24 protein-coding genes are annotated in these 21,287 nt (G+C 68.1%); 7 read left to right on the top strand and 17 right to left on the bottom strand.

Annotated elements, in window-relative coordinates:
• Window positions 1-22 precede the first annotated feature (22 nt).
• Window positions 23-556: an SRPBCC family protein gene (locus tag ACIRGA_RS15570; protein ID WP_400941387.1), complete on the top strand. Its 534-nt coding sequence runs from the start codon at window positions 23-25 to the stop codon at window positions 554-556.
• On the opposite strand, the gene ACIRGA_RS15575 is transcribed toward ACIRGA_RS15570, so the two are convergent.
• The 8 genes from ACIRGA_RS15575 to pafA all read right to left on the bottom strand — a co-directional run bounded on the left by ACIRGA_RS15575 (window position 553) and on the right by pafA (window position 6,794).
• Complete coding sequence (locus tag ACIRGA_RS15575) at window positions 553-1,416, bottom strand: TIGR03620 family F420-dependent LLM class oxidoreductase (protein ID WP_400941389.1); 864 nt, start codon at window positions 1,414-1,416, stop codon at window positions 553-555. The genes ACIRGA_RS15570 and ACIRGA_RS15575 overlap by 4 nt on opposite strands.
• 70 nt (window positions 1,417-1,486) lie before the next feature.
• A complete protein-coding gene (locus tag ACIRGA_RS15580; RefSeq protein WP_400941391.1) occupies window positions 1,487-1,828 on the bottom strand; it encodes an ArsR/SmtB family transcription factor in 342 nt (113 codons plus the stop codon).
• A gap of 12 nt (window positions 1,829-1,840) precedes the next feature.
• Window positions 1,841-2,884, bottom strand: a complete 1,044-nt coding sequence (locus ACIRGA_RS15585; RefSeq protein ID WP_400941393.1) for an oxidoreductase — start codon at window positions 2,882-2,884, stop codon at window positions 1,841-1,843.
• A 76-nt stretch (window positions 2,885-2,960) separates the two neighbouring features.
• Window positions 2,961-3,578, bottom strand: coding sequence for a hypothetical protein (locus ACIRGA_RS15590; protein WP_400941395.1), 618 nt, complete (start codon window positions 3,576-3,578; stop codon window positions 2,961-2,963).
• Window positions 3,518-4,276, bottom strand: coding sequence for a hypothetical protein (locus ACIRGA_RS15595; RefSeq protein WP_400941396.1), 759 nt, complete (start codon window positions 4,274-4,276; stop codon window positions 3,518-3,520). Before ACIRGA_RS15595 ends, ACIRGA_RS15590 begins: the two co-directional genes overlap by 61 nt.
• Before the next feature lie 24 nt (window positions 4,277-4,300).
• Window positions 4,301-4,624: a hypothetical protein gene (locus ACIRGA_RS15600; RefSeq protein WP_400941399.1), complete on the bottom strand. Its 324-nt coding sequence runs from the start codon at window positions 4,622-4,624 to the stop codon at window positions 4,301-4,303.
• Window positions 4,624-5,346: a hypothetical protein gene (locus tag ACIRGA_RS15605; RefSeq protein ID WP_400941401.1), complete on the bottom strand. Its 723-nt coding sequence runs from the start codon at window positions 5,344-5,346 to the stop codon at window positions 4,624-4,626. Before ACIRGA_RS15605 ends, ACIRGA_RS15600 begins: the two co-directional genes overlap by 1 nt.
• 89 nt (window positions 5,347-5,435) lie before the next feature.
• Window positions 5,436-6,794 (bottom strand): Pup--protein ligase, encoded by a 1,359-nt coding sequence (gene pafA / locus ACIRGA_RS15610; protein WP_037337524.1) that lies wholly within the window; start codon window positions 6,792-6,794, stop codon window positions 5,436-5,438.
• 147 nt (window positions 6,795-6,941) lie between these two features.
• On the opposite strand from pafA, the gene ACIRGA_RS15615 reads away from it, so the two are divergent.
• The gene (locus ACIRGA_RS15615) at window positions 6,942-8,420 is read left to right on the top strand and encodes a bifunctional phosphatase PAP2/diacylglycerol kinase family protein (protein ID WP_400941405.1); all 1,479 of its coding nucleotides are present in this window, start codon (window positions 6,942-6,944) and stop codon (window positions 8,418-8,420) included.
• Here ACIRGA_RS15615 and ACIRGA_RS15620 read toward each other — a convergent pair.
• Window positions 8,417-9,391: an ArsR/SmtB family transcription factor gene (locus ACIRGA_RS15620; RefSeq protein ID WP_400941407.1), complete on the bottom strand. Its 975-nt coding sequence runs from the start codon at window positions 9,389-9,391 to the stop codon at window positions 8,417-8,419. The genes ACIRGA_RS15615 and ACIRGA_RS15620 overlap by 4 nt on opposite strands.
• Before the next feature lie 286 nt (window positions 9,392-9,677).
• On the opposite strand from ACIRGA_RS15620, the gene ACIRGA_RS15625 reads away from it, so the two are divergent.
• Window positions 9,678-10,316, top strand: coding sequence for an RICIN domain-containing protein (locus ACIRGA_RS15625; protein ID WP_400941409.1), 639 nt, complete (start codon window positions 9,678-9,680; stop codon window positions 10,314-10,316).
• Window positions 10,317-10,395: 79 nt separating this feature from the next.
• Here the strand turns inward: ACIRGA_RS15625 and prcA are convergent, their stop codons facing one another.
• From prcA to dop, 4 genes are all read right to left on the bottom strand, one after another.
• Window positions 10,396-11,157, bottom strand: a complete 762-nt coding sequence (gene prcA, locus ACIRGA_RS15630; protein WP_400941411.1) for a proteasome subunit alpha — start codon at window positions 11,155-11,157, stop codon at window positions 10,396-10,398.
• A 52-nt stretch (window positions 11,158-11,209) separates the two neighbouring features.
• Window positions 11,210-12,046, bottom strand: coding sequence for a proteasome subunit beta (gene prcB, locus ACIRGA_RS15635; RefSeq protein WP_400941412.1), 837 nt, complete (start codon window positions 12,044-12,046; stop codon window positions 11,210-11,212).
• 77 nt (window positions 12,047-12,123) lie between these two features.
• Entirely contained in the window at window positions 12,124-12,318 is a 195-nt protein-coding gene (locus ACIRGA_RS15640) for a ubiquitin-like protein Pup (RefSeq protein WP_037319666.1), read from the bottom strand.
• A gap of 97 nt (window positions 12,319-12,415) precedes the next feature.
• Window positions 12,416-13,918 carry a depupylase/deamidase Dop gene (gene dop, locus ACIRGA_RS15645; protein ID WP_400941415.1) on the bottom strand — a complete coding sequence of 501 codons (1,503 nt, stop codon included), beginning with the start codon at window positions 13,916-13,918 and terminating at the stop codon, window positions 12,416-12,418.
• Window positions 13,919-13,961: 43 nt separating this feature from the next.
• Here dop and ACIRGA_RS15650 point away from each other — a divergent pair, with 43 nt between their 5' ends.
• Complete coding sequence (locus tag ACIRGA_RS15650; protein WP_400941417.1) at window positions 13,962-14,477, top strand: NUDIX hydrolase; 516 nt, start codon at window positions 13,962-13,964, stop codon at window positions 14,475-14,477.
• Here the strand turns inward: ACIRGA_RS15650 and ACIRGA_RS15655 are convergent.
• The 3 genes from ACIRGA_RS15655 to ACIRGA_RS15665 are packed head-to-tail and all read right to left on the bottom strand — an operon-like array spanning window position 14,474 to window position 16,430.
• The gene (locus ACIRGA_RS15655) at window positions 14,474-15,079 is read right to left on the bottom strand and encodes a hypothetical protein (protein ID WP_400941419.1); all 606 of its coding nucleotides are present in this window, start codon (window positions 15,077-15,079) and stop codon (window positions 14,474-14,476) included. The genes ACIRGA_RS15650 and ACIRGA_RS15655 overlap by 4 nt on opposite strands.
• Before the next feature lie 56 nt (window positions 15,080-15,135).
• Window positions 15,136-16,089 carry an aldo/keto reductase gene (locus ACIRGA_RS15660; RefSeq protein ID WP_400941421.1) on the bottom strand — a complete coding sequence of 318 codons (954 nt, stop codon included), beginning with the start codon at window positions 16,087-16,089 and terminating at the stop codon, window positions 15,136-15,138.
• Complete coding sequence (locus tag ACIRGA_RS15665) at window positions 16,086-16,430, bottom strand: hypothetical protein (protein ID WP_400941423.1); 345 nt, start codon at window positions 16,428-16,430, stop codon at window positions 16,086-16,088. The genes ACIRGA_RS15660 and ACIRGA_RS15665 overlap by 4 nt, the downstream gene beginning before the upstream one ends.
• 143 nt (window positions 16,431-16,573) lie before the next feature.
• Between ACIRGA_RS15665 and ACIRGA_RS15670 the strand changes: the two genes are divergently transcribed.
• Window positions 16,574-17,485, top strand: a complete 912-nt coding sequence (locus ACIRGA_RS15670) for a DMT family transporter (protein ID WP_400941425.1) — start codon at window positions 16,574-16,576, stop codon at window positions 17,483-17,485.
• 54 nt (window positions 17,486-17,539) lie between these two features.
• On the opposite strand, the gene arc is transcribed toward ACIRGA_RS15670, so the two are convergent.
• Window positions 17,540-19,342 carry a proteasome ATPase gene (gene arc / locus ACIRGA_RS15675; protein ID WP_378441598.1) on the bottom strand — a complete coding sequence of 601 codons (1,803 nt, stop codon included), beginning with the start codon at window positions 19,340-19,342 and terminating at the stop codon, window positions 17,540-17,542.
• A 362-nt stretch (window positions 19,343-19,704) separates the two neighbouring features.
• Here arc and ACIRGA_RS15680 point away from each other — a divergent pair, with 362 nt between their 5' ends.
• Entirely contained in the window at window positions 19,705-20,526 is an 822-nt protein-coding gene (locus ACIRGA_RS15680) for a hypothetical protein (RefSeq protein ID WP_400941427.1), read from the top strand.
• 7 nt (window positions 20,527-20,533) lie between these two features.
• Window positions 20,534-20,989, top strand: a complete 456-nt coding sequence (locus ACIRGA_RS15685) for a hypothetical protein (RefSeq protein WP_400941429.1) — start codon at window positions 20,534-20,536, stop codon at window positions 20,987-20,989.
• Window positions 20,990-21,287: the final 298 nt, after the last annotated feature.

Consider the following 21,287-nt stretch of genomic DNA (forward strand, 5'->3'; position numbering starts at 1 on the left):
GTCTGCGGTTATCTTCGCCGTCATGGACAACGACGTGACCCGGCTCGAACTCCGGCGCGAGTACCCGGACCCGATCGAAGACGTCTGGTCGGCGCTCACCGAATCCGAGCGCACGGCGCGCTGGATCGGCCCGTGGACGGGCGAGGCGGGGGTCGGCAACACGATCATGCTGACGATGACCGCGGAGGAGGGCTCCGAACCGGGGCCCGCCGTCATCCGTGAGTGCGATCCGCCGAAGCGGCTGGTGGTGGATCTCGGCGTGACCGATCAGCCCGCGTGGCGGGTCGAACTGACCTTGACTTCGCAGGGCGACGGGACGGTGCTCGACTTCGTGCACCTGCTGCCCAAGACCGATTGGGACACCTCGGACATTCTCAAGGGCTGGCATTTTTACCTCGACCGGCTGGGCGCCGCGCTCCTCGGCGAACCGGTCCCGGAGTGGGACACCTACACGCCGCCTGTTTCGGAGGCATGGCCACGGCGACCGGAGGCGAAGGCTCCTTTCACCGCGTCAGACGCGACGAAGGGAGCCTTCACCTCACCACCGACCACCTAGCGCGGCAGCAGCGCCTCGGCCAGCCGCCGCCAGTGCGGCATGGCCAGCTCGCCGGGTTCGACGCCGATGACCTGGATGCCGACATGGTCCGCACCGGCGTCGAGATGACCGTGCAGTTTCGCGACGATGGTGTCGAGGTCGCCCCAGAACACGAGATCGTCGACGAGCCGGTCGCTGCCGCGGCCGCCGTCGATGTCGGCTTCGGTGTAGCCGAGCCGGAGGAACTTGGCGACGTTGTACTCCGACGTCAGGTAGCCGTGCAGGTGTTCACGGGCGATCTCCCGCGCCTTGCCCGGATCGGTTTCGAACAGCACGGCGTGCTCGACGCCGAGGAAGGCCTTCTCCCCCAGCACTTCCCTCGCCTGGGCGGTGTGCGGCACCGTCACGTGGTAGGTGTGCGCCCCCGCGGACCGGTCGCGGGCCAGGCCGAGCATCTTCGGCCCGTACGCCGCGAGCAGCCGCTGGATCGGCAGGGCAGGCAGCGGGTTCGCGCTGGTGACGGCGTCGAGTTCGTCGAGGTACTCGCTCATCGCGTCCAGCGGCTTGACGCCGGGCCGCGCGCCACCGAAGCCGAGCCCCAGGACATGCCTGCCCGGATACGCGTCGGCCAGCAAAAGCGCCGCGCCACGTGTCCAGCGCGCGCCGCGGGAGCCGATGCGCGCGATCCCGTTGACCACGGCCATACGCTCGGTGGACGCGAGCAGGAATCCGGCATGGGTGAGCGCTTCGCGCCCGTCCCGTTCCGGGATCCAGATCGCGGGCCAGCCGAGTTCTTCCAGTTCCCGCACCGAATCCCGCAGCATGCTCGCGGGCTGTTCCTCGAAGTCGAACGTCCAGATCCCGAAACGCCCCAGTTCCATCTGTCTCTCCTCAGGTCGAGTCCAACATATCGAAGTATCGCAGATTCTCGATATGTTATTCCCGGCGAGTTCAGATGGAGCGTCCCAGCAGGTCGACGAGCCGCGCGATCCGCTGGTCGTCGCGGCGGTAGTGCGTCCACTTCCCCACCCGCGTGGACCGCACGAGCCCGGCGCGCTGCAGCAACGCCATGTACGCCGACACGGTGGATTGCGCGAGGCCCAGCTTCTCCTGGAGATGGCTGACGCAGACGCCGACCTCGTTCTGGTCGGCGATCGCCTTTTCCGGCGGGAAGTGCCGGTCCGGTTCGCGCAGCCACCCGAGCACCTGGAGCCGGATCGGGTTGGCGAGCGCCTTCAACACCTCGACCAGCTGCTCGGTGGTCTCCGGGACTGGTTCGGCTTGTGCGGTCATAGTCCTTCGAGCTTAGGCCGTGCCGAGCCGCGCGGCCCGGCCCTTCGCCCCGCTCGCCCAGCAAGCCCCGCGAGCGCAGTCGACTGAGTCCAGCGATCCGGTGTCGAACGACTTCCAGTGCCGTCCACCGTCCGGGCTCAGGTCACTCCCGCCGGGGCCGACGGCGAGCACGGTGTTCCCCAGCCACGCCAGGCCCGAACGGTAGCCGACCGGCGCCTCCGATGGCGTGCGCCAGGTGCGGCCCTTGTCCGCGCTGAGCGCGACCGCCGGACCGGGCGCGTTCGGCGCCGCGTAATCGCCTCCGATGGCCACGCCGTGCCTCGGGTCCCGGAAGGTCACCGAGAAGACGCCGGCGGACGCGCCACTGGGCAGCGGAGTGTCCGCCGCCTCCCAGGTAGTCCCGCCGTCGCCCGAGTGCAGGACTCGTGCGCGCGCACCGCCGCCGGTGGCGATCCAGGCGTCACGCGGACCCGACGTCGTGAGGCACTGGCCGCTGGCGGCGAACCCGAACTCACCGTCGAGCGCGGGGACCATGCCCTCGGCGGGCACGGGCTGCCACGTGCGACCGCCGTCCGAAGTGGACTGCAACCGGAATTTGCCGTCCACCGGATCGCTCATCGCGAGGCCGCGCCGGTGGTCGAAGAACGCGACACAGTCGTAAAAGGCGGCCGGATCGCTGTTCTGGAAGGACAGTCGCCAGCTCTTGCCGCCGTCGTCCGTGCGGTAGATCCGGGACGCGTCACCAGGCCCGATCGACAGGGCCACCGCGTGATCGGCGTCGAAGGCCTCGATGTCGCGGAAGTCGAGCGCCTCGGTGCCGGCCGGGGCGACGGGCTTCCAGGTGCGGCCGCGGTCGGTGGTGCGCAGGACGGTGCCCTTGCTGCCGCTGACCCACGCCGTCCGGGAATCCACCGCGGAGAGGCCGCGCAGCTGAGCGTCCGTACCCGTCGGGGTCTCCACCCACGTCGGATCGGGACAGTCCGGTGCGGCGTGCGCGACGCCGGTGAACGCCAACGGGACGACCGCTCCCAGCAGGACCAGCAACGCACGGCGCATCGGCGCACCTCTCCCTCGGTCGAAGAATCGCGCGGGTCACCCTAGCCTGGCCGATGGCGACGTGGCGAGACCCGAGTCAGCCGGACTCTCGCGCCAGGTACTTCCGCACCTTCTCGACGGTCGGGAAGAACAACCGGTGGGCGACGACGAGGTTGACGGTCGTCAGGATCCCGGCGAGAACCGGCAAGAGTGTGTACATCACGATGCCTGGCGTTACCTCGATGCGGTCCTGCGGGTCGTACCGCCCGGAACCGGCGACCCCCGGAACGTAGAAGAACAAGAAGGCTGCCATCGCGAAAACCGCCCCTGCGCACAACCCCGCCTCGACTCCTCGCAGGATGATGGCACCTTTCGTCTCTACACAGCCTGTTCTCACGAGCGTCCGCGAAATCACCATGGCGAGTCCCGACAACAGCGACGCACCGGCCGCGAAAGTGGCCATCCCCATGGTGACGACATTGGCGCCATCACTCGCAGTCGGAAGAATCCGCCCCGAGATCTGTATGACGATCACCATGACCAGGCCGACGACGCCCGTTCCGGCCCCGAGACTGGTGGCGATTTCCCGGATATTTCCGATCATGCCGGGCGGTAGCCGCCGGTAAGGCTCCTCCGGCCACACGGTCGGGTACGTCACGGCTGCCGCTTCCAGTCCGCCGAGTGCGACATCGATTCCGTGTTGGTCCTGGGCCACGCAGAACCCAGCGAGTTCACCTTGTCCTGAATCGCGGTCTGTTCCACCGCGATGCTGTTGGTGAGCGAATCCACCGCGCTGATGGTCGTGAAGATGGACGCGATGCCGGCGCCGATCACGCCGATCAGAATCACGATCGCGGCTGGGAGACCGACAATGCTGATGGCACTGACGGCCGCCGCGGCGACAGCGATGCTCAAGCCTGCGAGGGTCCCATATATCTGGGTCCAGAAGCTGTCGAGACCGTTGGCGAGGTTGACAAGCGAGTTCCGGATCTGGAGCCCGAGCTCCTTGAGCGAGTTCAATCCTGCGACTTGAGCGGGCACGGTGGCCTTGTACGTCTCAGCCGCTTTGCCACTCCATTCGATGTTCGTCTTGAGCTTGTCCAGGGATACCGAACCGGCGATCTCGCCGATACTGTTGCCGATTCGATCCGACCACTCGGCGGCCACTTGCCTCAGCTTCGCAGGATCGCCCCGGTTGGTAGCGAACTTCTTGACCGCATCCCAGAACTCGGTCAGCTTCGCGTTGAGCGCGTTCATACCCCGGCGGACAGGTTCGATCAAGTCCGAAAGGATGTCGGGCACCCAGCTCATCACATCGTTCACTTTGTCGAACAACTCACGGATCTTGCCTTCGATTTCACGAAGTTTTTCCATCGACTGATCGATGACCGGATTGGCTCCAGCAGCCGTCATGGTGGATTCCCCTCGGAAGTCTGGCTAGCCGCGACCGGCGCGATCGATGTCGAGCACGTGCCGGTCCTCGTCGTGGGCATACCGATCGGCCGCCGCTCGCAAGGAGGTGGACAGTGCGCGGAAGTTGTCGCCGGCCTGGTCGATCATGTCTTGGATGAGGGCTCTGGCCTGGTTGTATTGCTTGTCGAGCCCTTTCGCGGCCGCGTAGGACATGACGTCGTACGGTGTCAGCCCGAGAGAATCGATCGCGGTACGCGGCGAGGCCAGATCGTCCGCGGCGGCGTCCCACAAGTCCGCGTCCGAACGAAGCGCGTCCAGCGCCAGCGCGATGTCGTAAGCGTCCGCCATTACGGTTGCTCCTCACTGACGGATGGTTCGAGACCGACGCGACGGGCCATCCGGTGCGGGTCGAAGAGCAGCCCCATGATCTCGGCGATCGCGGGGCCTTGCGGGCCGTCGGAGAGACCTGGAGGCACGCAGGCCCTCCGAAGCTGACGGAGCACGTCGAGGACTTCGCTCTCGATCTCACCCGTCCGCACCTGCGTCACCCAGGACTGGTCGATTTCCACGTCGACGATCTGCCCGTTGGTCACCGAGCCGCGGACATGGCCACCGCCACTCTCCGCGGTGATCGGGCGGTCGACGACCTCGGCGGCCCGCTGAGTGAACCGTTCCAACTCGGCGGTCGCGGCTTCCACGAGGCGAAGCATGTCTTGTGTGCCGAGAGGCGACTCGTCCGCGACGGACGCAGGTGTCGCGCCGAACGTCGGCATGGCGGGCGGGTTCCGGACAACCTCATCCACCTGCCTGCCCAAGGCCGCGATGGTGGCGGCGTTCCCAGCCGCTGTCACGGCGCCGGGAAGCCCGCGCGGGTCGACTGACCGTTTCCACTCAGGTGTGAGGGCCACGGCGAGAACATCCGCGTCAGGTGAGACGACCACGGTGACGACACCGTTCTGGTCTTGCCCGCTGATCCGGTCTTCCTCGGGGACCGGCGCGGTGAAGGACGACTTCGGTGGATCGTCGTCCTCTTCCAGCTCTTCCTCGAATGCCCACCGCTCGTCGTCCATCCTCGCCCTCCCCGGCTCAGAACCCACAGCGACGTACACGGTACCTGGAGTGACAACCGCGTGTCGGCCGGTTCTGAGCCGGGTGTCGATCAGAGCGAGGAGATGAGCCTTTCGACGCGTTCGTCCACCGAGCGGAACGGGTCCTTGCACAGCACGGTCCGCTGCGCCTGGTCGTTCAGCTTGAGGTGCACCCAGTCCACCGTGAAGTCACGCCCGGCGGCCTGCGCGGCGGCGATGAAGTCACCGCGCAGCTTCGCCCGCGTCGTCTGCGGCGGGGTGTCCTTGGCCAGCTCGATCTCGCCGTCGTCGGTGACCCGCCGCACGAGCCCCTTCCGCTGCAGCAGGTCGAAGATGCCGCGGCCGCGCCGGATGTCGTGGTACGCCAGGTCGAGCTGAGCGATCCGCGGGCTCGACAGGTCGAGGTCGTGCTTGTTGCGGTAGCGCTCGACCAGCCGGTGCTTGATCGCCCAGTCGATCTCGGTGTCGATCTTGCTGAAGTCCTGCTGCTCGACCGCTTCCAGCGCCCGGCCCCACAGCTCGACGACGCGCTCGGACTGCGGCGACGAACCCGTCTCCTTGACGTGCTGGACGGCGCGGGCGTGGTACTCGCGCTGGATGTCCAACGCGGACGCCTCGCGGCCACCGGCGAGCCGCACCTGGCGGCGGCCGGTGAGGTCGTGGCTGATCTCGCGGATGGCCCTTATCGGGTTGTCGAGCGTGAAGTCGCGGAACTGCACGCCCGCCTCGATCATCTCCAGCACCAGGTTCGCCGAGCCTGCCTTGAGCATCGTGGTCGGCTCGGCCATGTTCGAATCGCCGACGATCACGTGGAGGCGCCGGTAGCGCTCCGCGTCGGCGTGCGGCTCGTCGCGGGTGTTGATGATCGGCCGCGAACGCGTGGTGGCGCTGGAGACGCCTTCCCAGATGTGTTCCGCCCGCTGGGACAGGCAGTACACCGCGCCGCGCGGCGTCTGCAGCACCTTGCCCGCGCCACAGATCAGCTGCCGGGTCACCAGGAACGGCAGGAGCACGTCGGCGATCCGGGAGAACTCCCCCGCACGGGTCACCAGGTAGTTCTCGTGGCAGCCGTAGGAGTTGCCCGCCGAGTCGGTGTTGTTCTTGAACAGGAAGATGTCGCCGCCGATGCCCTCGTCCGCCAGCCGCCGCTCGGCGTCGACCAGGAGGTCCTCGAGGATGCGCTCACCGGCCTTGTCGTGCGTGACGAGCTGCACGAGGTCGTCGCATTCGGCCGTCGCGTACTCAGGGTGGGAGCCCACGTCGAGGTAGAGCCGCGAGCCGTTCGACAGGAAGACGTTCGACGAACGTCCCCAGGACACGACACGCCGGAACAGGTAACGCGCCACTTCGTCAGGGGAGAGCCTGCGTTGCCCGTGAAAGGTGCACGTGACCCCGTACTCGGTCTCGATGCCAAAGATCCGCCGCTGCATCCCACCAGAGTAGGCGGTGAGGACCCACTGACGGTGCGCCGTTCGGGCGGCGACACGCGGTCGGTACGTTGCATTCGGTGAAAGGTGTGCGGGAAGTCCCGATCGGGTATCACGCGCATGACGTTCCGGCCCGGAAGTGGGGAACCCGTGTTAAAGCAGCTCAAACGCCCTTTCCGCAAGGTCGGACGGACCGATCGACGGCTGATGGCACGGAGTGCGGCCCTGCCGAGGACCAGGGCCGACGACGTGATCACCTCGCTCTCCAAAAGTGCGGACAAGTCCAAGCTTTGGTGGTGTGTCGCGATCGCTCTCGCGGCGAAGAAGGGCCCGGCTCGCCGGGGCGCGCTCCGCGGCGTGGCCGCCATCGCCGGCGCGAGCGCGGCGGCGAACCTGATCGGCAAGCCGCTGTTCCCCCGCCGCCGCCCCGCGGCCGAGGAGGTGCCGATGCACCGGCGCCTCGTCCGGCGGCCGACCTCCTCGTCGTTCCCATCCGGACACTCGGCTTCGGCGGCCGCCTTCGTCACGGCCGTCGCGATGGAATCACCCAAGACGGGCGCCGCCCTCGTGCCGTTGGCCGCCGCCGTCGCCTATTCCCGGGTCCACACGGGCGTCCACTGGCCCAGTGACGTCGGCGTGGGGATCGGCATCGGCGTCGGCGCCGGGCTGCTGACGCGGCACTGGTGGCCGCTGAACGACGACGTCCCCGGCCGTACCGCGCACACCGCGGAAGCGCCGGAGATGCGCGACGGCGAGGACATGCTCGTCCTGGTCAACCCGCATTCCGGGATCGACGGCCAGGACCCGACCGAGGAAGCCCGTTTCGCCTGGCCCAAGGCCACCATCCTGTACCCGGACGCGAAACGGGACCTGCGCGATCAGCTCTGCGACGAGATCGCCGCCCGCGACAACACCGTGCGCGCGCTCGGTGTCGCCGGTGGCGACGGGACCGTCGCCGCGGTGGCCGCCGTCGCGGCCGACCACGACCTGCCGCTCGCGCTCATCCCGGCGGGCACCCTCAACCATTTCGCCCGCGACGTCGGCATGCGTTCGATGCCCGACGCGGACGCCGCGACCGAAGCGGGCAACGCCGTCGGCGTCGACCTCGGCGAGGTCGAGATCAACGGCGGCGACGACCACCGCTATTTCGTCAACACCGCCAGCCTCGGCGGCTACCCGGAAATGGTCCGGATCCGGGAAAGGCTGCAGAAGCGGCATCCGAAGTGGCCGTCGGCGGCGATCGCGCTCGCCCGAACGCTGCGCCGCGCGAAGCCGCTGGAAGTGACCCTCAACGGCAAGCACACCAGTATCTGGCTGCTGTTCGTCGGCAACGGCACCTACTCGCCGAAGGGGTTCGCGCCCTCGCGCCGCCCGGCCCTCGACACCGGCCTTCTCGACGTGCGCTACCTGCGCGCCGACGTGCCGTATTCGCGGGCGCGGTTCATCCTCGCCACGATCACGAACAGCCTCAACGCCAGCCACGTCTACCAGGAACTCGACGTCCCGGAGCTGCACGTCCGGCTGCTCGACGGCAACCGCCGGGTCGCCACCGACGGCGAGGTCGGCCCGCTCGGCAACGACTTCCGCTTCCGGTCACGGCCCAGCGCGCTCACGATCTATCGGCTCTAGCTACCCAACAGGGCGGTGCCCAGCGGCGTCAGGGAGTGCAGCACGGCGTTGCGGTCACGTTCGGTGGTGATGAGCCCCGCGCGCCGCAACACGGCGGCATGTTTGCTGGCCGCCGACGGGGTCACGCCCAGCCTGGCGGCCAGTTCCGACGTGCTGCACCCGACCGCCAGTCCCGCCAGCGTCGCCGCCCGGGTCGGGCCGAGGAGGTCGGCGAGCGCGGTGTCCGGCGATCTCCGCACGTCGCGGCCGTATCCGGTCGACGGTGCCGCCTGCCGCACGGACGGGTAGAGCAACCGGACCGGTGATCGTCCCGCCGCCGGGACGATCACCGGGCAGACCGCGAAGTACGTCGGTGAGACGACCAGCCCGGCGCCGTCCGCGCCGAAGGAGCCGACAATCCCGTCGCCGACCTCCAGCACCGGCGACGACCAGCGCACCAGCGGCCGCAGGCTCGTGAGCATCGCGTCCACCCCGTCGCGCAGGAACAGCTGCGCCCGCATCCCCCGGTCCGCGTCGACCTGGGCACTCGCCGGCTCCCAGCCCGGCGCGAGCGACAGCTCGAAGTAATCCTGCATCGCTTGGACGAGCTTCGGCAGCCCGGCCGTGTCCCCGTCCGGCAATCCCGCCGCCCACGACGGCAGCTGCCGGTTCCCCGGGAAATCCCGCAACGCCGATTTCAATCCCACCGAGTCGGTGCGCGCCACTTCCGCGAGGCCCGCCTCCAAACCACTTTCGTCCACGGCCGGAACGAGGAACGCCGGGATCGGCGCATACGGGCGGCACAACCACAGCAGCACCGAAGCCGACTCGGTCAATCCCAGCCGGACCCGGTGCCGCCACCGGTTGAACACCGCGGAGCCCGCGTCGCGCCGCTGAAGGATCTGCAGGCTCGAAACCAGCTCTGCCAAGGGATCGGCTTCGGGCGCGAGCCGGACGCGCGTCAGGTCCTGCAACGTCAGCTCGATACGCACGGATGTCCTCGCCTAGGTCGAAGTCGTCGCCGTGTGATCGCGAGCCGCGCCATTCCGTTACATCGCTGAACTGCCTTATTGCCGCTATCGGAAATCTCCTCGACGGCCGTGGTTCAGACCTGAATGATGTTCGGAGAAGGTCCGCTTCTCGGGGGTTTACGCGGAGCCTTCCATGAGGGGGATTCACCGGCTGGGCCCACGGTCCGCGTTTCGTCGCGGTCCGTCGTCTTCTGCCGTTCCCCTTCATCTCACTGGGAGAAAACGCTTTCCGCAAAGGGGAAAGAAAATGACGAAAATGAAGCGTCTGGCGGGAATCATCGCCGCCGCCGCGGGTGTCCTGACTCTGGTCGCCGCCCCCGCCGCGACCGCGGCCCCGAAGCCCACCGGCGACGGGTTCAAGACCGTCACCGTGCACGGCATCAAGCTCATCCCGGTCAAGCGCACCTCCACCGGCGCGCGCACGCAGGCCGCCGGCGTGGCCGACGCGGACATGTTCCTCATCCCGTCGGGCCTCGACGCGAACAAGTGCTGGGACGCGGACCTGAACACCATCAACCGCAACGGCACCAAGATGCAGCTCTGGGACTGCAACATGGACGCCGACCACCAGGCGTTCTACATCACCGACAACCCCGAGGGCTACACCCGCTTCCAGAACGTGGCCAGCGGCCGCTACCTGGACGCGGACCTCAACAGCATCAACAAAAACGGCACCATCGTCCAGCTCTGGGACTTCATCGCCGGCGCCAAGAACCAGTGGTGGGGCGGCAGCGTCAACCCCGAGGGTTACGTCCGCTTCCAGAGCCCGAGCAGCGGCCGCTACCTGACCGCGGAAGGCAACTCGGCCAGCAACGGCACGCGGCTCCAGCTGTGGAGCTTCATCGCCGGCGGCCGCAGCCAGTGGTGGGGCACCGGTCCCTCCTGATCTCGGCTGACAAGTCCGTGAAGGCCTCCTTCCCTACTCTCAAGGTAGGGAAGGAGGCCTTCACGGCTTACAGAGAGGCTCAGTCCTTCTTGGACTCACCGTCGGGCTTGTCGCCCTCGGCGTCGTCCTTCTCCGGCTCTTCCGGCTCGGCGGGCAGCAGTGCCTCCAGCGCCGCACCGGCGACCCGGCGGAATTTGCGGCCGCGCCGCTCCCGCTCCAGGACGGCGACCTCGAGCTTCACCGGGTCCGAATCGCCGTTCGCGGGCGTGGGGGTGTTGGCGCGCAACGCCTTCACCGCGACGCCGAGCGCCGCTTCCAGCTCCATGTCCGACTCGAAGCTCTCCTTGAGCTTCGTCGTGAGGGTGTCGGCCTGACCGCCCATCACGACGAACTTCGGCTCGTCGAAGATCGAACCGTCGTAGGTCAACCGGTACAGCTGGTCCTCGGCGGCGGTCGCGCCGACCTCGGCGACGCAGACCTCCACCTCGAACGGCTTCAGCTGCTCGGTGAAGATGCTGCCCAGCGTCGCGGCGTACGCGTTCGCCAGCGCACGCGCGCTGACGTCCCGCCGGTCGTACTGGTAGCCCTTCAGGTCCGCGTGCCGGATGCCGGCGACGCGGAGGTTCTCGAACTCGCTGTAGCGGCCCACGGCCGCGAAACCGATCCGGTCGTAGATCTCCGACACCTTGTGCAACGTCGCCGAGGGGTTCTCGGCCACGAACAGCACGCCACCGCGGTACTTGAGCACGACCACGCTCCGGCCACGCGCGATGCCCTTGCGCGCGATCTCGGAACGCTCCCGCATCAACTGCTCGGGAGAGGCGTACAACGGCATCGTCACTGTGGTGCTCCGCTCTTTCGGGCTCTCATCGGGAAGGGACGGGGAAGGACGGCTAGCGCCCGCGCTCGGCTCGTGCGGCCACGACGGCCTCGGCCACCGCTGTCGTCTGCTCGAGCGGCAACGCCACCGCACCCTGTTCCGCGGTGACCGTCACGATCGTCGGGAAGATCCGGCGCACCAGATCCGGCCCGCCGGTCGCGGTGTCGTCGTCCGCCGCGTCGTACAACGCCTCCACCGCCGTCCGGATCGCGGCTTCGGCGTCCGCGTCCGGGTCGTACAGCTTCTTCAGCGAGCCCTTGGCGAACAGCGAACCGGAGCCGATGGCGTGGTAGCCCGCGTTCTCCTCGTAGCGCCCGCCCGTCGCGTCGTAGGAGACGATGCGGCCCGCGTGCTTCGCGTCCTCGGCGTCGAGGTCGTACCCGACGAACAACGGCAGCACGGCCAGCCCGGCCATCGCCATCTCGAGGTTGGACTTCACCAGTCCGGCGAGCTTGTTCGTCTTGCCGTCGAGCGAGAGCGAAACACCCTCGATCTTCTCGTAGTGCGCCAGTTCGACCGCGTACAGCCGCACCATCTCGATCGCCAGCCCGGCCGAGCCCGCGATGCCCACCGCCGAGTACTCGTCGGTGACGTGGACCTTCTCCATGTCGCGCGAGGCGATCAGGTTCCCCGACGTCGCCCGCCGGTCACCGGCGATCAGCACCCCGCCCGCGAACTTGACCGCGACGATCGTCGTACCGTGCGGCGCGTCCAGGCCGCCCGCGCCCGTCGCGACCCGCCGCTCCGGGAGCAGCTCGGGCGCCTGCGCCCGAAGGAAGTCCGAGAACGACGAGGTCGCCGACGAGAAGTACGCGGCGGGCAGCGCCGACTTACCCGAGGTGTGTTCCATACGTGCTCAAAGTTCCAATCTGTGTGATCCGCCGGCTCCGCACAGGCGGCCCCGGCCAGGGGCCGCCGGAAAACGAGCTACTCGCCACCCTTTTGCACGTACGCGCGGACGAAGTCCTCGGCGTTCTCCTCGAGCACGTCGTCGATCTCGTCGAGGATCGTGTCGACGTCCTCACCGAGCTTCTCGCGCCGCTCCTGGCCCGCCGGACCGCCGTCCTCGAACTCTTCGTCCGAGTCGCCTCCGCCGTGCTTTTCGATCTTTTCCTGAGCCATCTCGCCTCCCGGTGTGGCCGATGTTTCCTAGCCTACCCAGCGGTCCCGACATTCCGTGGGATCCGTGATCGCTTAACCCCGATGAAAGGAAATCCCGCTAGTCCGAACCGGTGAGCGCCTCCACCAGCTCCTCGGCGGTCGCGGAGTCGTCCAGCAACTTCCCCACGTGGGCCTTCGTGCCCCGCAACGGCTCCAACGTCGGGATCCGCACCAGCGATTCCCTGCCGACGTCGAAGATGACCGAATCCCACGACGCCGCGGCGATGGAGTTGGCGTACTTCTCCAGCGTGCGGCCCCGGAAATAGGCCCTGGTGTCCGAAGGCGGGGTGGTGACCGCCTCCAGCACCTCCTCCTCGGTCACCAGGCGCTTCATCGAGCCCCTGGTGACGAGCCTGTTGTACAGGCCCTTGTCCAACCGGACATCCGAGTACTGCAGGTCGACCAGCCGCAACCGCGGCGCGCCCCAGGCCAGCTGATCCCGCGCGCGGTAGCCCTCGAGCAACCGCAGCTTCGCCGGCCAGTCCAGCCTGTCCGCGCATTCCTGGGGGTCCCGGGCCAGCGCGTCGAGGATCTCGCCCCAGACCCGCAGGACCTCCTTGGAGGCCTCGTCCGCGCCGGTGCGCTCCAGGTTCGCCGACGCGATCTCGTGGTAGGCGAACTGGAGGTCCAGCCCGGTGTACTTGCGCCCGTTGGCCAGCGACACCTTCGCCTTCAGCGTGGGGTCGTGGCTGATCTGGTGCACCGCCCGCACCGGCTCGTCCAGTTTCAGGTCGTCGAACCGGATGCCCGACTCGATCAGGTCCAGCACCAGCGCCGTCGTGCCGACCTTGAGGTACGTCGAGTACTCGGCCAGGTTCGCGTCGCCGATGATGACGTGGAGACGGCGGTACTTGTCCGCGTCGGCGTGCGGCTCGTCGCGGGTGTTGATGATCCCGCGCTTGAGCGTCGTCTCCAGGCCGACCTCGACCTCGATGTAGTCGGACCGCTGCGAGAGCTGGAAGCCCGCTTCCTCGCTCTGCTGCCCGACGCCGACCCGGCCGGACCCCGTGATCACCTGACGGGACGCGAAGAACGGCGTCAGCCCCGCGATCACCGCGGTGAACGGCGTCGACCGCTGCATCAGGTAGTTCTCGTGCGTGCCGTAGCTCGCGCCCTTGCCGTCGACGTTGTTCTTGTACAGCTGCAACGGCGGCTGTCCGGGGACGGTGGCCGCCTTGCGCGCCGCCTCCTCCATGACCCGTTCGCCCGCCTTGTCCCAGATGACCGCGTCGCGCGCGTTCGTCACCTCGGGCGCCGAGTACTCCGGGTGAGCGTGGTCGACGTACAGCCGCGCCCCGTTGGTCAGGATGACGTTCGCCGCGCCGAGGTCCTCGACGTCCGGATCGTGCCCCGGGCCACTCGGGCCGGTCAGATCGAACCCACGGGCGTCGCGCAGGGGCGATTCCACCTCGTAGTCCCATCGTGCCCGCCTTGCCCGCGGGATGTCCGCCGCGGCCGCGTAGGCCAGCACGACCTGGGTCGAGGTGAGTACCGGGTTCGCCGTCGCGTCGCCCGGCACCGCGATGCCGTACTCGACTTCGGTTCCCATGATCCGCCGCATACCCACCACCCTACGGGGTCGAGGGCGTGCGACGATGCCCCCCATGTCAGGCAGTGACGAACTCGTTGCGCTCTATGACCTCGGCGGAACCGCGGTGGGAGCGGCCAAGCGCTCCCGGGTCCGCGCCGAAGGTCTCTGGCACGCGGCGGGCGTGGTGTTGGTCCGTTCGAGTGATGGAAGCTCCGTCTACGTGCACCTGCGTACTCCCACGAAGGACGTGTATCCCTCCACATGGGACTGCTGGGCGGGCGGCGTCGTCGCGGCGGGCGAGACACCCGAGGAGTGCGCGCGCCGGGAACTGGCCGAAGAACTGGGTGTTCACGGAGTGGAACTACGGCCGCTTTTCACCCATGTCTACGACCAGGGCACGATCCGCTGCCACAACTTCGCCTTCGAGGCACGGTGGGACGGTCCGTTCGTGCATCAGCCGTCCGAAGTCGTCGAAGGACGGTGGCTGACGCTCGACGAATTACGTTCGTGGCTCGACGATCCTTCGAGCGCTTTCGTGCCGGACGGCCGTCTCGGTGCGCTGGAGTGGTTCCGGCGGGAGAACGCTTAGGCCGTACGGAGACGCTGCGCGACGATCGGCAACAACCGCTTCGCCGCGTCCGTCGCCCGTGCTTCGGTACCGGCGGTCACGCTGAGGGCGGAGACGAGCTTCCCCTTGGCGAGCAACACCGTGCACGTCGTGCCCTCGCACCAGGCGCGCTGGACCTCGATGCCGGTTTGCTTCGTCAGGGTGAGTTTCTTGCCTTCGCAGTCCGCCTGGGTGACGACGTCCGAAGCGCCTCGGCCGGAGTACTCGGTGACCTGATGTTCCAGCGTCGAGCCGCTCGGATACGACCACGTCGCCGACCGGCTCGTGTCACGGGTGAGACCGGTCAGACAGCCGGACACCTTACTCTCACCGGGAACGACCTCTTCCTCGGCGACGTCCTCGTCGGTCAGCAACGCGGCGGAAACCGCCGCGGGCACCGGGGCCCGGGTCGACGGCGGCGGAACCGGGTTGGCCTGCGGTTTCACCGAAGGCTGCGCGGGCTCGGCAGCCGGCGTCGGTGTCGGGTCGTCGTAGTAGGTGTCGAGGTCGTTGGGACGGTCGGCGCATCCCGACAGACCGAACAGCGCGACCGTCGCCACCGCGAGCACCTGCCGATGACGCACTCTCGAGTCCTCCCCGATGTCCCGCCTGACGTTTGCCGCGAGACTAGTCCAGCCCTTCACCGCCAGCCGAGGCAGGACCTGTGCCGCCAGTAGGCGACCGGATCCTCGGCGAGCGTCGCGAGTTCCGCGAGTTCGCCGTCGGTCAGCTTCGTCTTCGCGGCAACGAGATTCTCCCGCAGCTGCGCCGTACTCGACGGGCCGATGACCGCGACCGGCCGCCAGTCTTGCGCCAGCACCGCCGCGATGGCCACCGCGTCCGGGCCCGTCCCGTGCTCCGCCGCGATCCGCGCGAGCGGTGACGGCGGTTCGACCACCAGCCGTCCGTTCGCGACCGTTTCCTTGACCAGCACCCGTTTCCCGGCGGCGTGCGCTTCCGCGAGCGCCGGGCCGGCCGAGGGCTCGAGCAGGTTCCACGTCGACTGCACGGCGCTGAAGACCGGGATTCCGGCCACCTCCAGCTCGAACGCCCGCCGGACCGCGTCCGCCTGGGCGGGCCCGGACGTGGAGAACCCCACCGGGACACCGCCGGCGGCGAGTTCGGCGAGCGCGCCGATCAGCCGGTCGTCGGTGAACAGTGGACTGTCCACAGTGAGCGAGTGGACCTGGTACAGCGAGACCGTCTTCCCCAGCAGGTCAACGGTTTCCGCCCACTGTTCGGCGAACCGCGCCGCGGTGTGCTCCTTGACCTCGTGCACCTCCGCGTCGAGCTTCCACTCCCCTACGTAGCGATAGCCCCATTTGCTCGACACCGTCACGTCCGCGTGGCCGCGATCGGCGAGCCATCCGGCCAGGAATTCCTCCGAAGAACCATACGAACGGGCGACGTCGATCCAGCGGACGCCGGCGCTGTACGCGTCGTCCAGCACGCCGTAGGTCGCCGCGCGCATCGCCTCGAACCCGCGTCCGGGCGGCAGCGCTTCGGCCGGGCCGAGGTTGATGTACGCGGGCCTGCCGAGTGCCGCGAGCCCGACGGCGATCCGGTCGCCGACGGGGATTTCCGAGTCTGTCACCGGGCTCCTTCGTTCTTGTGGCGGAGGATCGCGAGCCACTGGCTCGAATTCTGCGCCTGCCGGTGAAGCTTTTCGAGGCGGGCGGCCGGAGCCCGAACGTAACCCTTGCCGAACACGGGCGCGATCTGACGAAGGCTGGCACCCTCTTCCCTCGCGGCGAGCAGTGCCCAATCGGAGGCGTCGGCGCAAGCCGCCGAAGCGCGGCGCAACTCACCCAGCAGCTCGATCAGTTCGGGGGCGCTCACGTCGCCCGACCGGACGGCGGCGGCCGTCGTCTCCAGCCAGGCAAGGACATCGGCTTCGGTGATCGGCGCGCGCGGGCGCCCGGAGGATTCGCTCACAGCCCGGAAGTATAGGCCGTTATACAGACGGTTCGGGTGACCGCCACGCGGGAGTCGTCGGACACATCGTCCGAAAACCGCTGGAGCGCCAAGAGATTCCGGGATTCACTGAGCCCTGACTTGAGGACTCAGGAGAAGGACAATTGGGACGTTTCAGTATCGCGATCCGGTTCGCGGCGCTCGCGATCGTATGGGGTGCGAGTTTTCTGTTCATCAAGGTCGGTCTCACCGGCCTGTCGCCCGCCCAGGTGGCGCTCTCCCGCGTCTGCCTCGGCGCGGTGGCGCTCATCGTCATCGCCACCTGGCGTCGTAAGCCACTCCCCCGCGACCCGGCGCTCTGGGGCCATCTCGCGGTCGTCTCCGTGCTGCTGTGCGTCATCCCGTTCCTGTTGTTCTCCTGGGCCGAGCAGTACATCTCCTCCGGGCTCGCCAGCATCTTCAACGCGACGACACCGCTGATCACCATGCTCATCGCCGCCGCGGCCCTGCCCTCGGAACGCTTCACGAAGGCCCGCACGACCGGCCTGGTCCTCGGATTCCTGGGCGTGCTCACCATCGTCGGGGTCTGGCAAGGGATCGACGTCTCCCACGAGCTGACCGCGCAGCTGGCGTGCCTGGGCGCGACGACCTGCTACGGGATCTCGTTCGTCTACGTGCGACGGTTCATCTCCTGGCGGAATCTCGACGCGCCGACCATCGCGCTCGGGCAGGTCTGCTGCGGCGCCGTCGTGATGCTGGCGCTGGCGCCGTTCATCGCGACGACGCCGGTACGTCTCGACACGCCGATCGTGCTCAGCATGATCGCGCTCGGCGCGTTCGGAACCGGGCTGGCCTACGCCTGGAACGCGTCGATCATCGCGGCATGGGGCGCGTCGAACGCGTCGGCGGTGACCTACCTCACACCTGTCGTCGGCGTCCTGCTCGGCGTCCTCGTCCTCGACGAACCCCTGGCGTGGAACCAGCCCGTCGGCGCGCTGCTCGTCGTCCTGGGGATCCTGGCCGCCCACGGGCGGCTGAGCGTACGCAAGAAAGTCCAGGAGCCCGTACCCGCGTGACGCGAAAGGGCCCTTCGCCGCATTGCCTGCGGCGAAGGGCCCTTTCGGCTTGCCCTACAGGTACTGACCGGTGTTCGTGGCGGTGTCGATCGCCCGCCCCGAATCCTGGTTCTTGCCGGTGACGAGCGTGCGGATGTACACGATCCGCTCGCCCTTCTTGCCGGAGATCCGGGCCCAGTCGTCCGGGTTGGTGGTGTTGGGCAGGTCCTCGTTCTCCGCGAACTCGTCGACGATCGCGTCCAGCAGGTGCTGCACACGCAAGCCGGGCTGCTGGGTCTCCAGCACCGACTTGATCGCCGACTTCTTCGCCCGGTCCACGATGTTCTGGATCATCGCGCCCGAGTTGAAGTCGCGGAAGTACAGGACTTCCTTGTCACCGTTGGCGTAGGTGACCTCGAGGAACCGATTCTCGTCCGTCTCCTCGTACATCCGCTCGACGGTGTGCTGGATCATCGCGTCGAACGTCGCCCTGCGGTCCCCGCCGAACTCGGCGAGGTCGTCCGCGTGGATCGGCAGGCCATCGGACAGGTACTTCGAGAAGATGTCCTTCGCGCCTTCGGCGTCCGGACGCTCGATCTTGATCTTGACGTCGAGCCGGCCCGGCCGCAGGATCGCCGGGTCGATCATGTCCTCGCGGTTGGAGGCGCCGATGACGATGACGTTCTCCAGGCCCTCGACACCGTCGATCTCCGAAAGCAGCTGCGGGACGATCGTGGTCTCCACGTCGGAGGACACGCCCGAACCGCGGGTGCGGAAGATCGAGTCCATCTCGTCGAAGAACACGATCACCGGGGTGCCCTCGGAGGCCTTTTCCCGAGCCCGCTGGAAGATCAGGCGGATATGCCGCTCGGTCTCCCCGACGAACTTGTTCAGCAGTTCCGGACCCTTGATGTTCAGGAAGTAGGACTTCCCGTCCGCCTTGTCGCCGCGGGCTTCCGCGACCTTCTTAGCGAGCGAGTTGGCCACCGCCTTGGCGATGAGGGTCTTACCGCAGCCAGGAGGCCCGTAGAGCAGCACGCCCTTCGGCGGGCGCAGCTGGTACTCCTGGTACAGATCGGCGTGCAGGAAGGGAAGCTCGACGGCGTCGCGGATCTGCTCGATCTGCCGGGTGAGGCCACCGATGTCCTCGTACCGGACGTCGGGCACCTCCTCCAGCACGAGATCCTCGACCTCCGCCTTCGGCACGCGCTCGTAGGCGTAACCGGCCTTCGAGTCCACCAGCAGGGAATCGCCCGGCTTGAGGGGCTGTTCGGCCAGCGGATCGGAGAGCAGGACGACCCGCTCCTCGTCCGCGTGCCCGACCACGAGCGCACGGGGGCTGCCGCCCTCGACGTCCGGGGCCAGCACCTCGCGCAGCGCGCAGACCTCGCCGATCCGCTCGAAGTCACCGCCCTCTACAACGGTCAGCGCCTCGTTGAGCCGCAGCGCCTGTCCGCGCTGCAACGACGAGACCTCGACCGCGGGTGAGACCGAAACCCGCATTTTGCGGCCCGCGGTGAACACGTCCACCGTGTTGTCCTCGTACGCGGTGACGAACACGCCGTAACCGCTCGGAGGCTGGGCCAGCCTGTCGACCTCCTCCCGCAACGCGAGCAACTGGCCACGCGCCTCGCGGAGCGTCTCGACCAGTTTCGTGTTGCGTTCCGTGAGTTGGCTCACTCGTTCCGACGCCTCGGCGAGCCGCTGCTCCAGCACTCGGTTCTGGCGTGGGGAATCGGTGAGCTTCCGGCGCAGCAGGGCGACTTCCTCCTCGAGGAAGCGAATCTGACGTGCCTGCTCGTCGGACGTGGTTCCAGCTCCGGTCGTTTCTGAAGGGTCGGCCTCCTCGCGCCGACCTCCGGGAAGGTCATGATGCATCGGGCACCTCCTCGGAGTGCTTTTCATTCCACGGTACCGGCGATCACCGACAATAAAAGGCCTTTCCGCATCACAAGATCGGCGCGTCGCGTTCCGGACGACCCGCCAGCACGTACCTTCGCGCCGCGCAAGGGGCCATCCCGGTGCCGGGTCCGGCACTCTACTGGTCACATTCCGTCCACCTGGCCTGACCTGCGACGGAATACCCGGCTCCGTCCGGGTGCAAACGGGTTTCCGGTCTCAGTTCGGCCCTAATCGAGCGGCGATCCGGCTCGGTGGCTAGCATCGGGCGACGTTCGCCGGGGAGGCGGACCCGCAGGTCATGTTGAGCATTTTCGCAGAACAGCTAGGGGGCACCAGCCATGACTTACCCGCCGCAGCAGCCCGGCGGCTACGGACAGGATCCGTACGGCCAGCAGGGCGGGTACCCGCAGAGCGGCCCCCAGCCGCAACAGGGATACCCCGGTGGCGGCCAGTACGGACAACAGGACCCGTACGGCCAGCAGCAGGGTGGCTACCCGCAGAGCGGTCCTCAGCCCCAGCAGGGATACCCCGGTGGCACGCAGCAGTTCGGCCAGCCGGATCCGTACGGGCAGCAGGGCGGCTTCAACGCGTACCCGCAGGAAGGCGGATACGGCGGCGGAGAGCCACCCAAGAAAAAGAAGACCGGCCTGATCGTCGGCATCGCGATCGGCGCGGTCGTGCTGGTCGGCGGTGGTGTCACCGCCCTCGTCATCGCGCTGAACTCCGGTGACGACAACCCGACCGCGGCGCCGCCCTCCAGCAGCGCCGCCCCGTCGGAGGCCCCGTCTTCGTCGCAGAAGCCGAGCTCGACCCGTACCAGGTCCAGCTCGCCGAGCACGTCGTCGACCAGGAGTTCCGGTCCGGCTCCCGGCGGCAAGGCCACGCCGCAGGAGGTCTTCGAAAGCGCCGCGAGCTCTTACAGCGCGGGTGACAAGAAGACGTTCCTCGACCTGATCTGCCGCAGCGAGAACACCAAGGACGAGGGCAAGCCGCTCGACCCCATCAAGCTCGAGATCACCGAGCCCGCCAAGGAAAGCGGTGACCGGGCGACCGGGCGCTACCGCGCGACCCAGGGCACCAAGATGGCGGAAGGCACCATCACGGCGGCCAAGGAATCGGACCTGTGGTGTCTCAAGGACATCAAGGCCGACAAGAAGTGACCTGTCCGTGACGGTGAGCCACAAGCTGACCGCCGTCGCGGTGGTTTGCGGCGCGGTCGTGGCCGGAGCCGTGGTGGGGCTGCTCCTGGTGGCCCCGTCCGGCTCCGACCCGGCCGCGTCGAGCAGCGTCATGCCCGAGCCGCGGCCGGGTTCGTCCCGTCCGGTGCCGGTGGATCCGGACGTGGCCGCGGTCGAGGTCGCCGGCAAGGCGATCGCCGCGGCCATCGCCAATCACGACGCGACGGCGTTCGGGAAGCTCACCTGCGTCCAGCAGTCCTCGGCCGATCTGGCCGAGCTCGGCCGGAAGTGGGCGGCGGCGGGGCAGGTCACCGCGACCGTCCCGGACCCGCCGTCGGTCAGCGGCGACTCCGCCTCCGTGACCGTTCACGTCGAAGGTGCGGGCGGCCAGAAGGACACGCCGTTCCCGCTGAAGAAGCGCGACGGCAAGTGGTGCGTGCCGTGATTTTTGTCGCCCCCCTTCATCGACAGGTAGCCGAAAGAAGGTCGTGAGCAGCGGCCTGCGCGGCTGGCTCCGGACTCGCCGGCGAGAGCCGACCCTGCCCCGAGTGTCCACAAAGGACACTCTTCGGGTCGCAAGTGTTCGATTTGGGTAGTATGCTCGGTTTCACAAGGGGGTCGTGAGTGGCAATGAGGGTTCTAACCCTCTGTGCTGTTTCAGGACCTCACGGACAGATGTGTTTCAGGACTTGTCGGACAGTTTGGTGTTGAGTGGTTGGTAGCGTACTGCTCGGTTGAGGGTG

The organism is Amycolatopsis sp. NPDC102389, from assembly GCF_044765885.1.
Lineage (GTDB): Bacteria > Actinomycetota > Actinomycetes > Mycobacteriales > Pseudonocardiaceae > Amycolatopsis.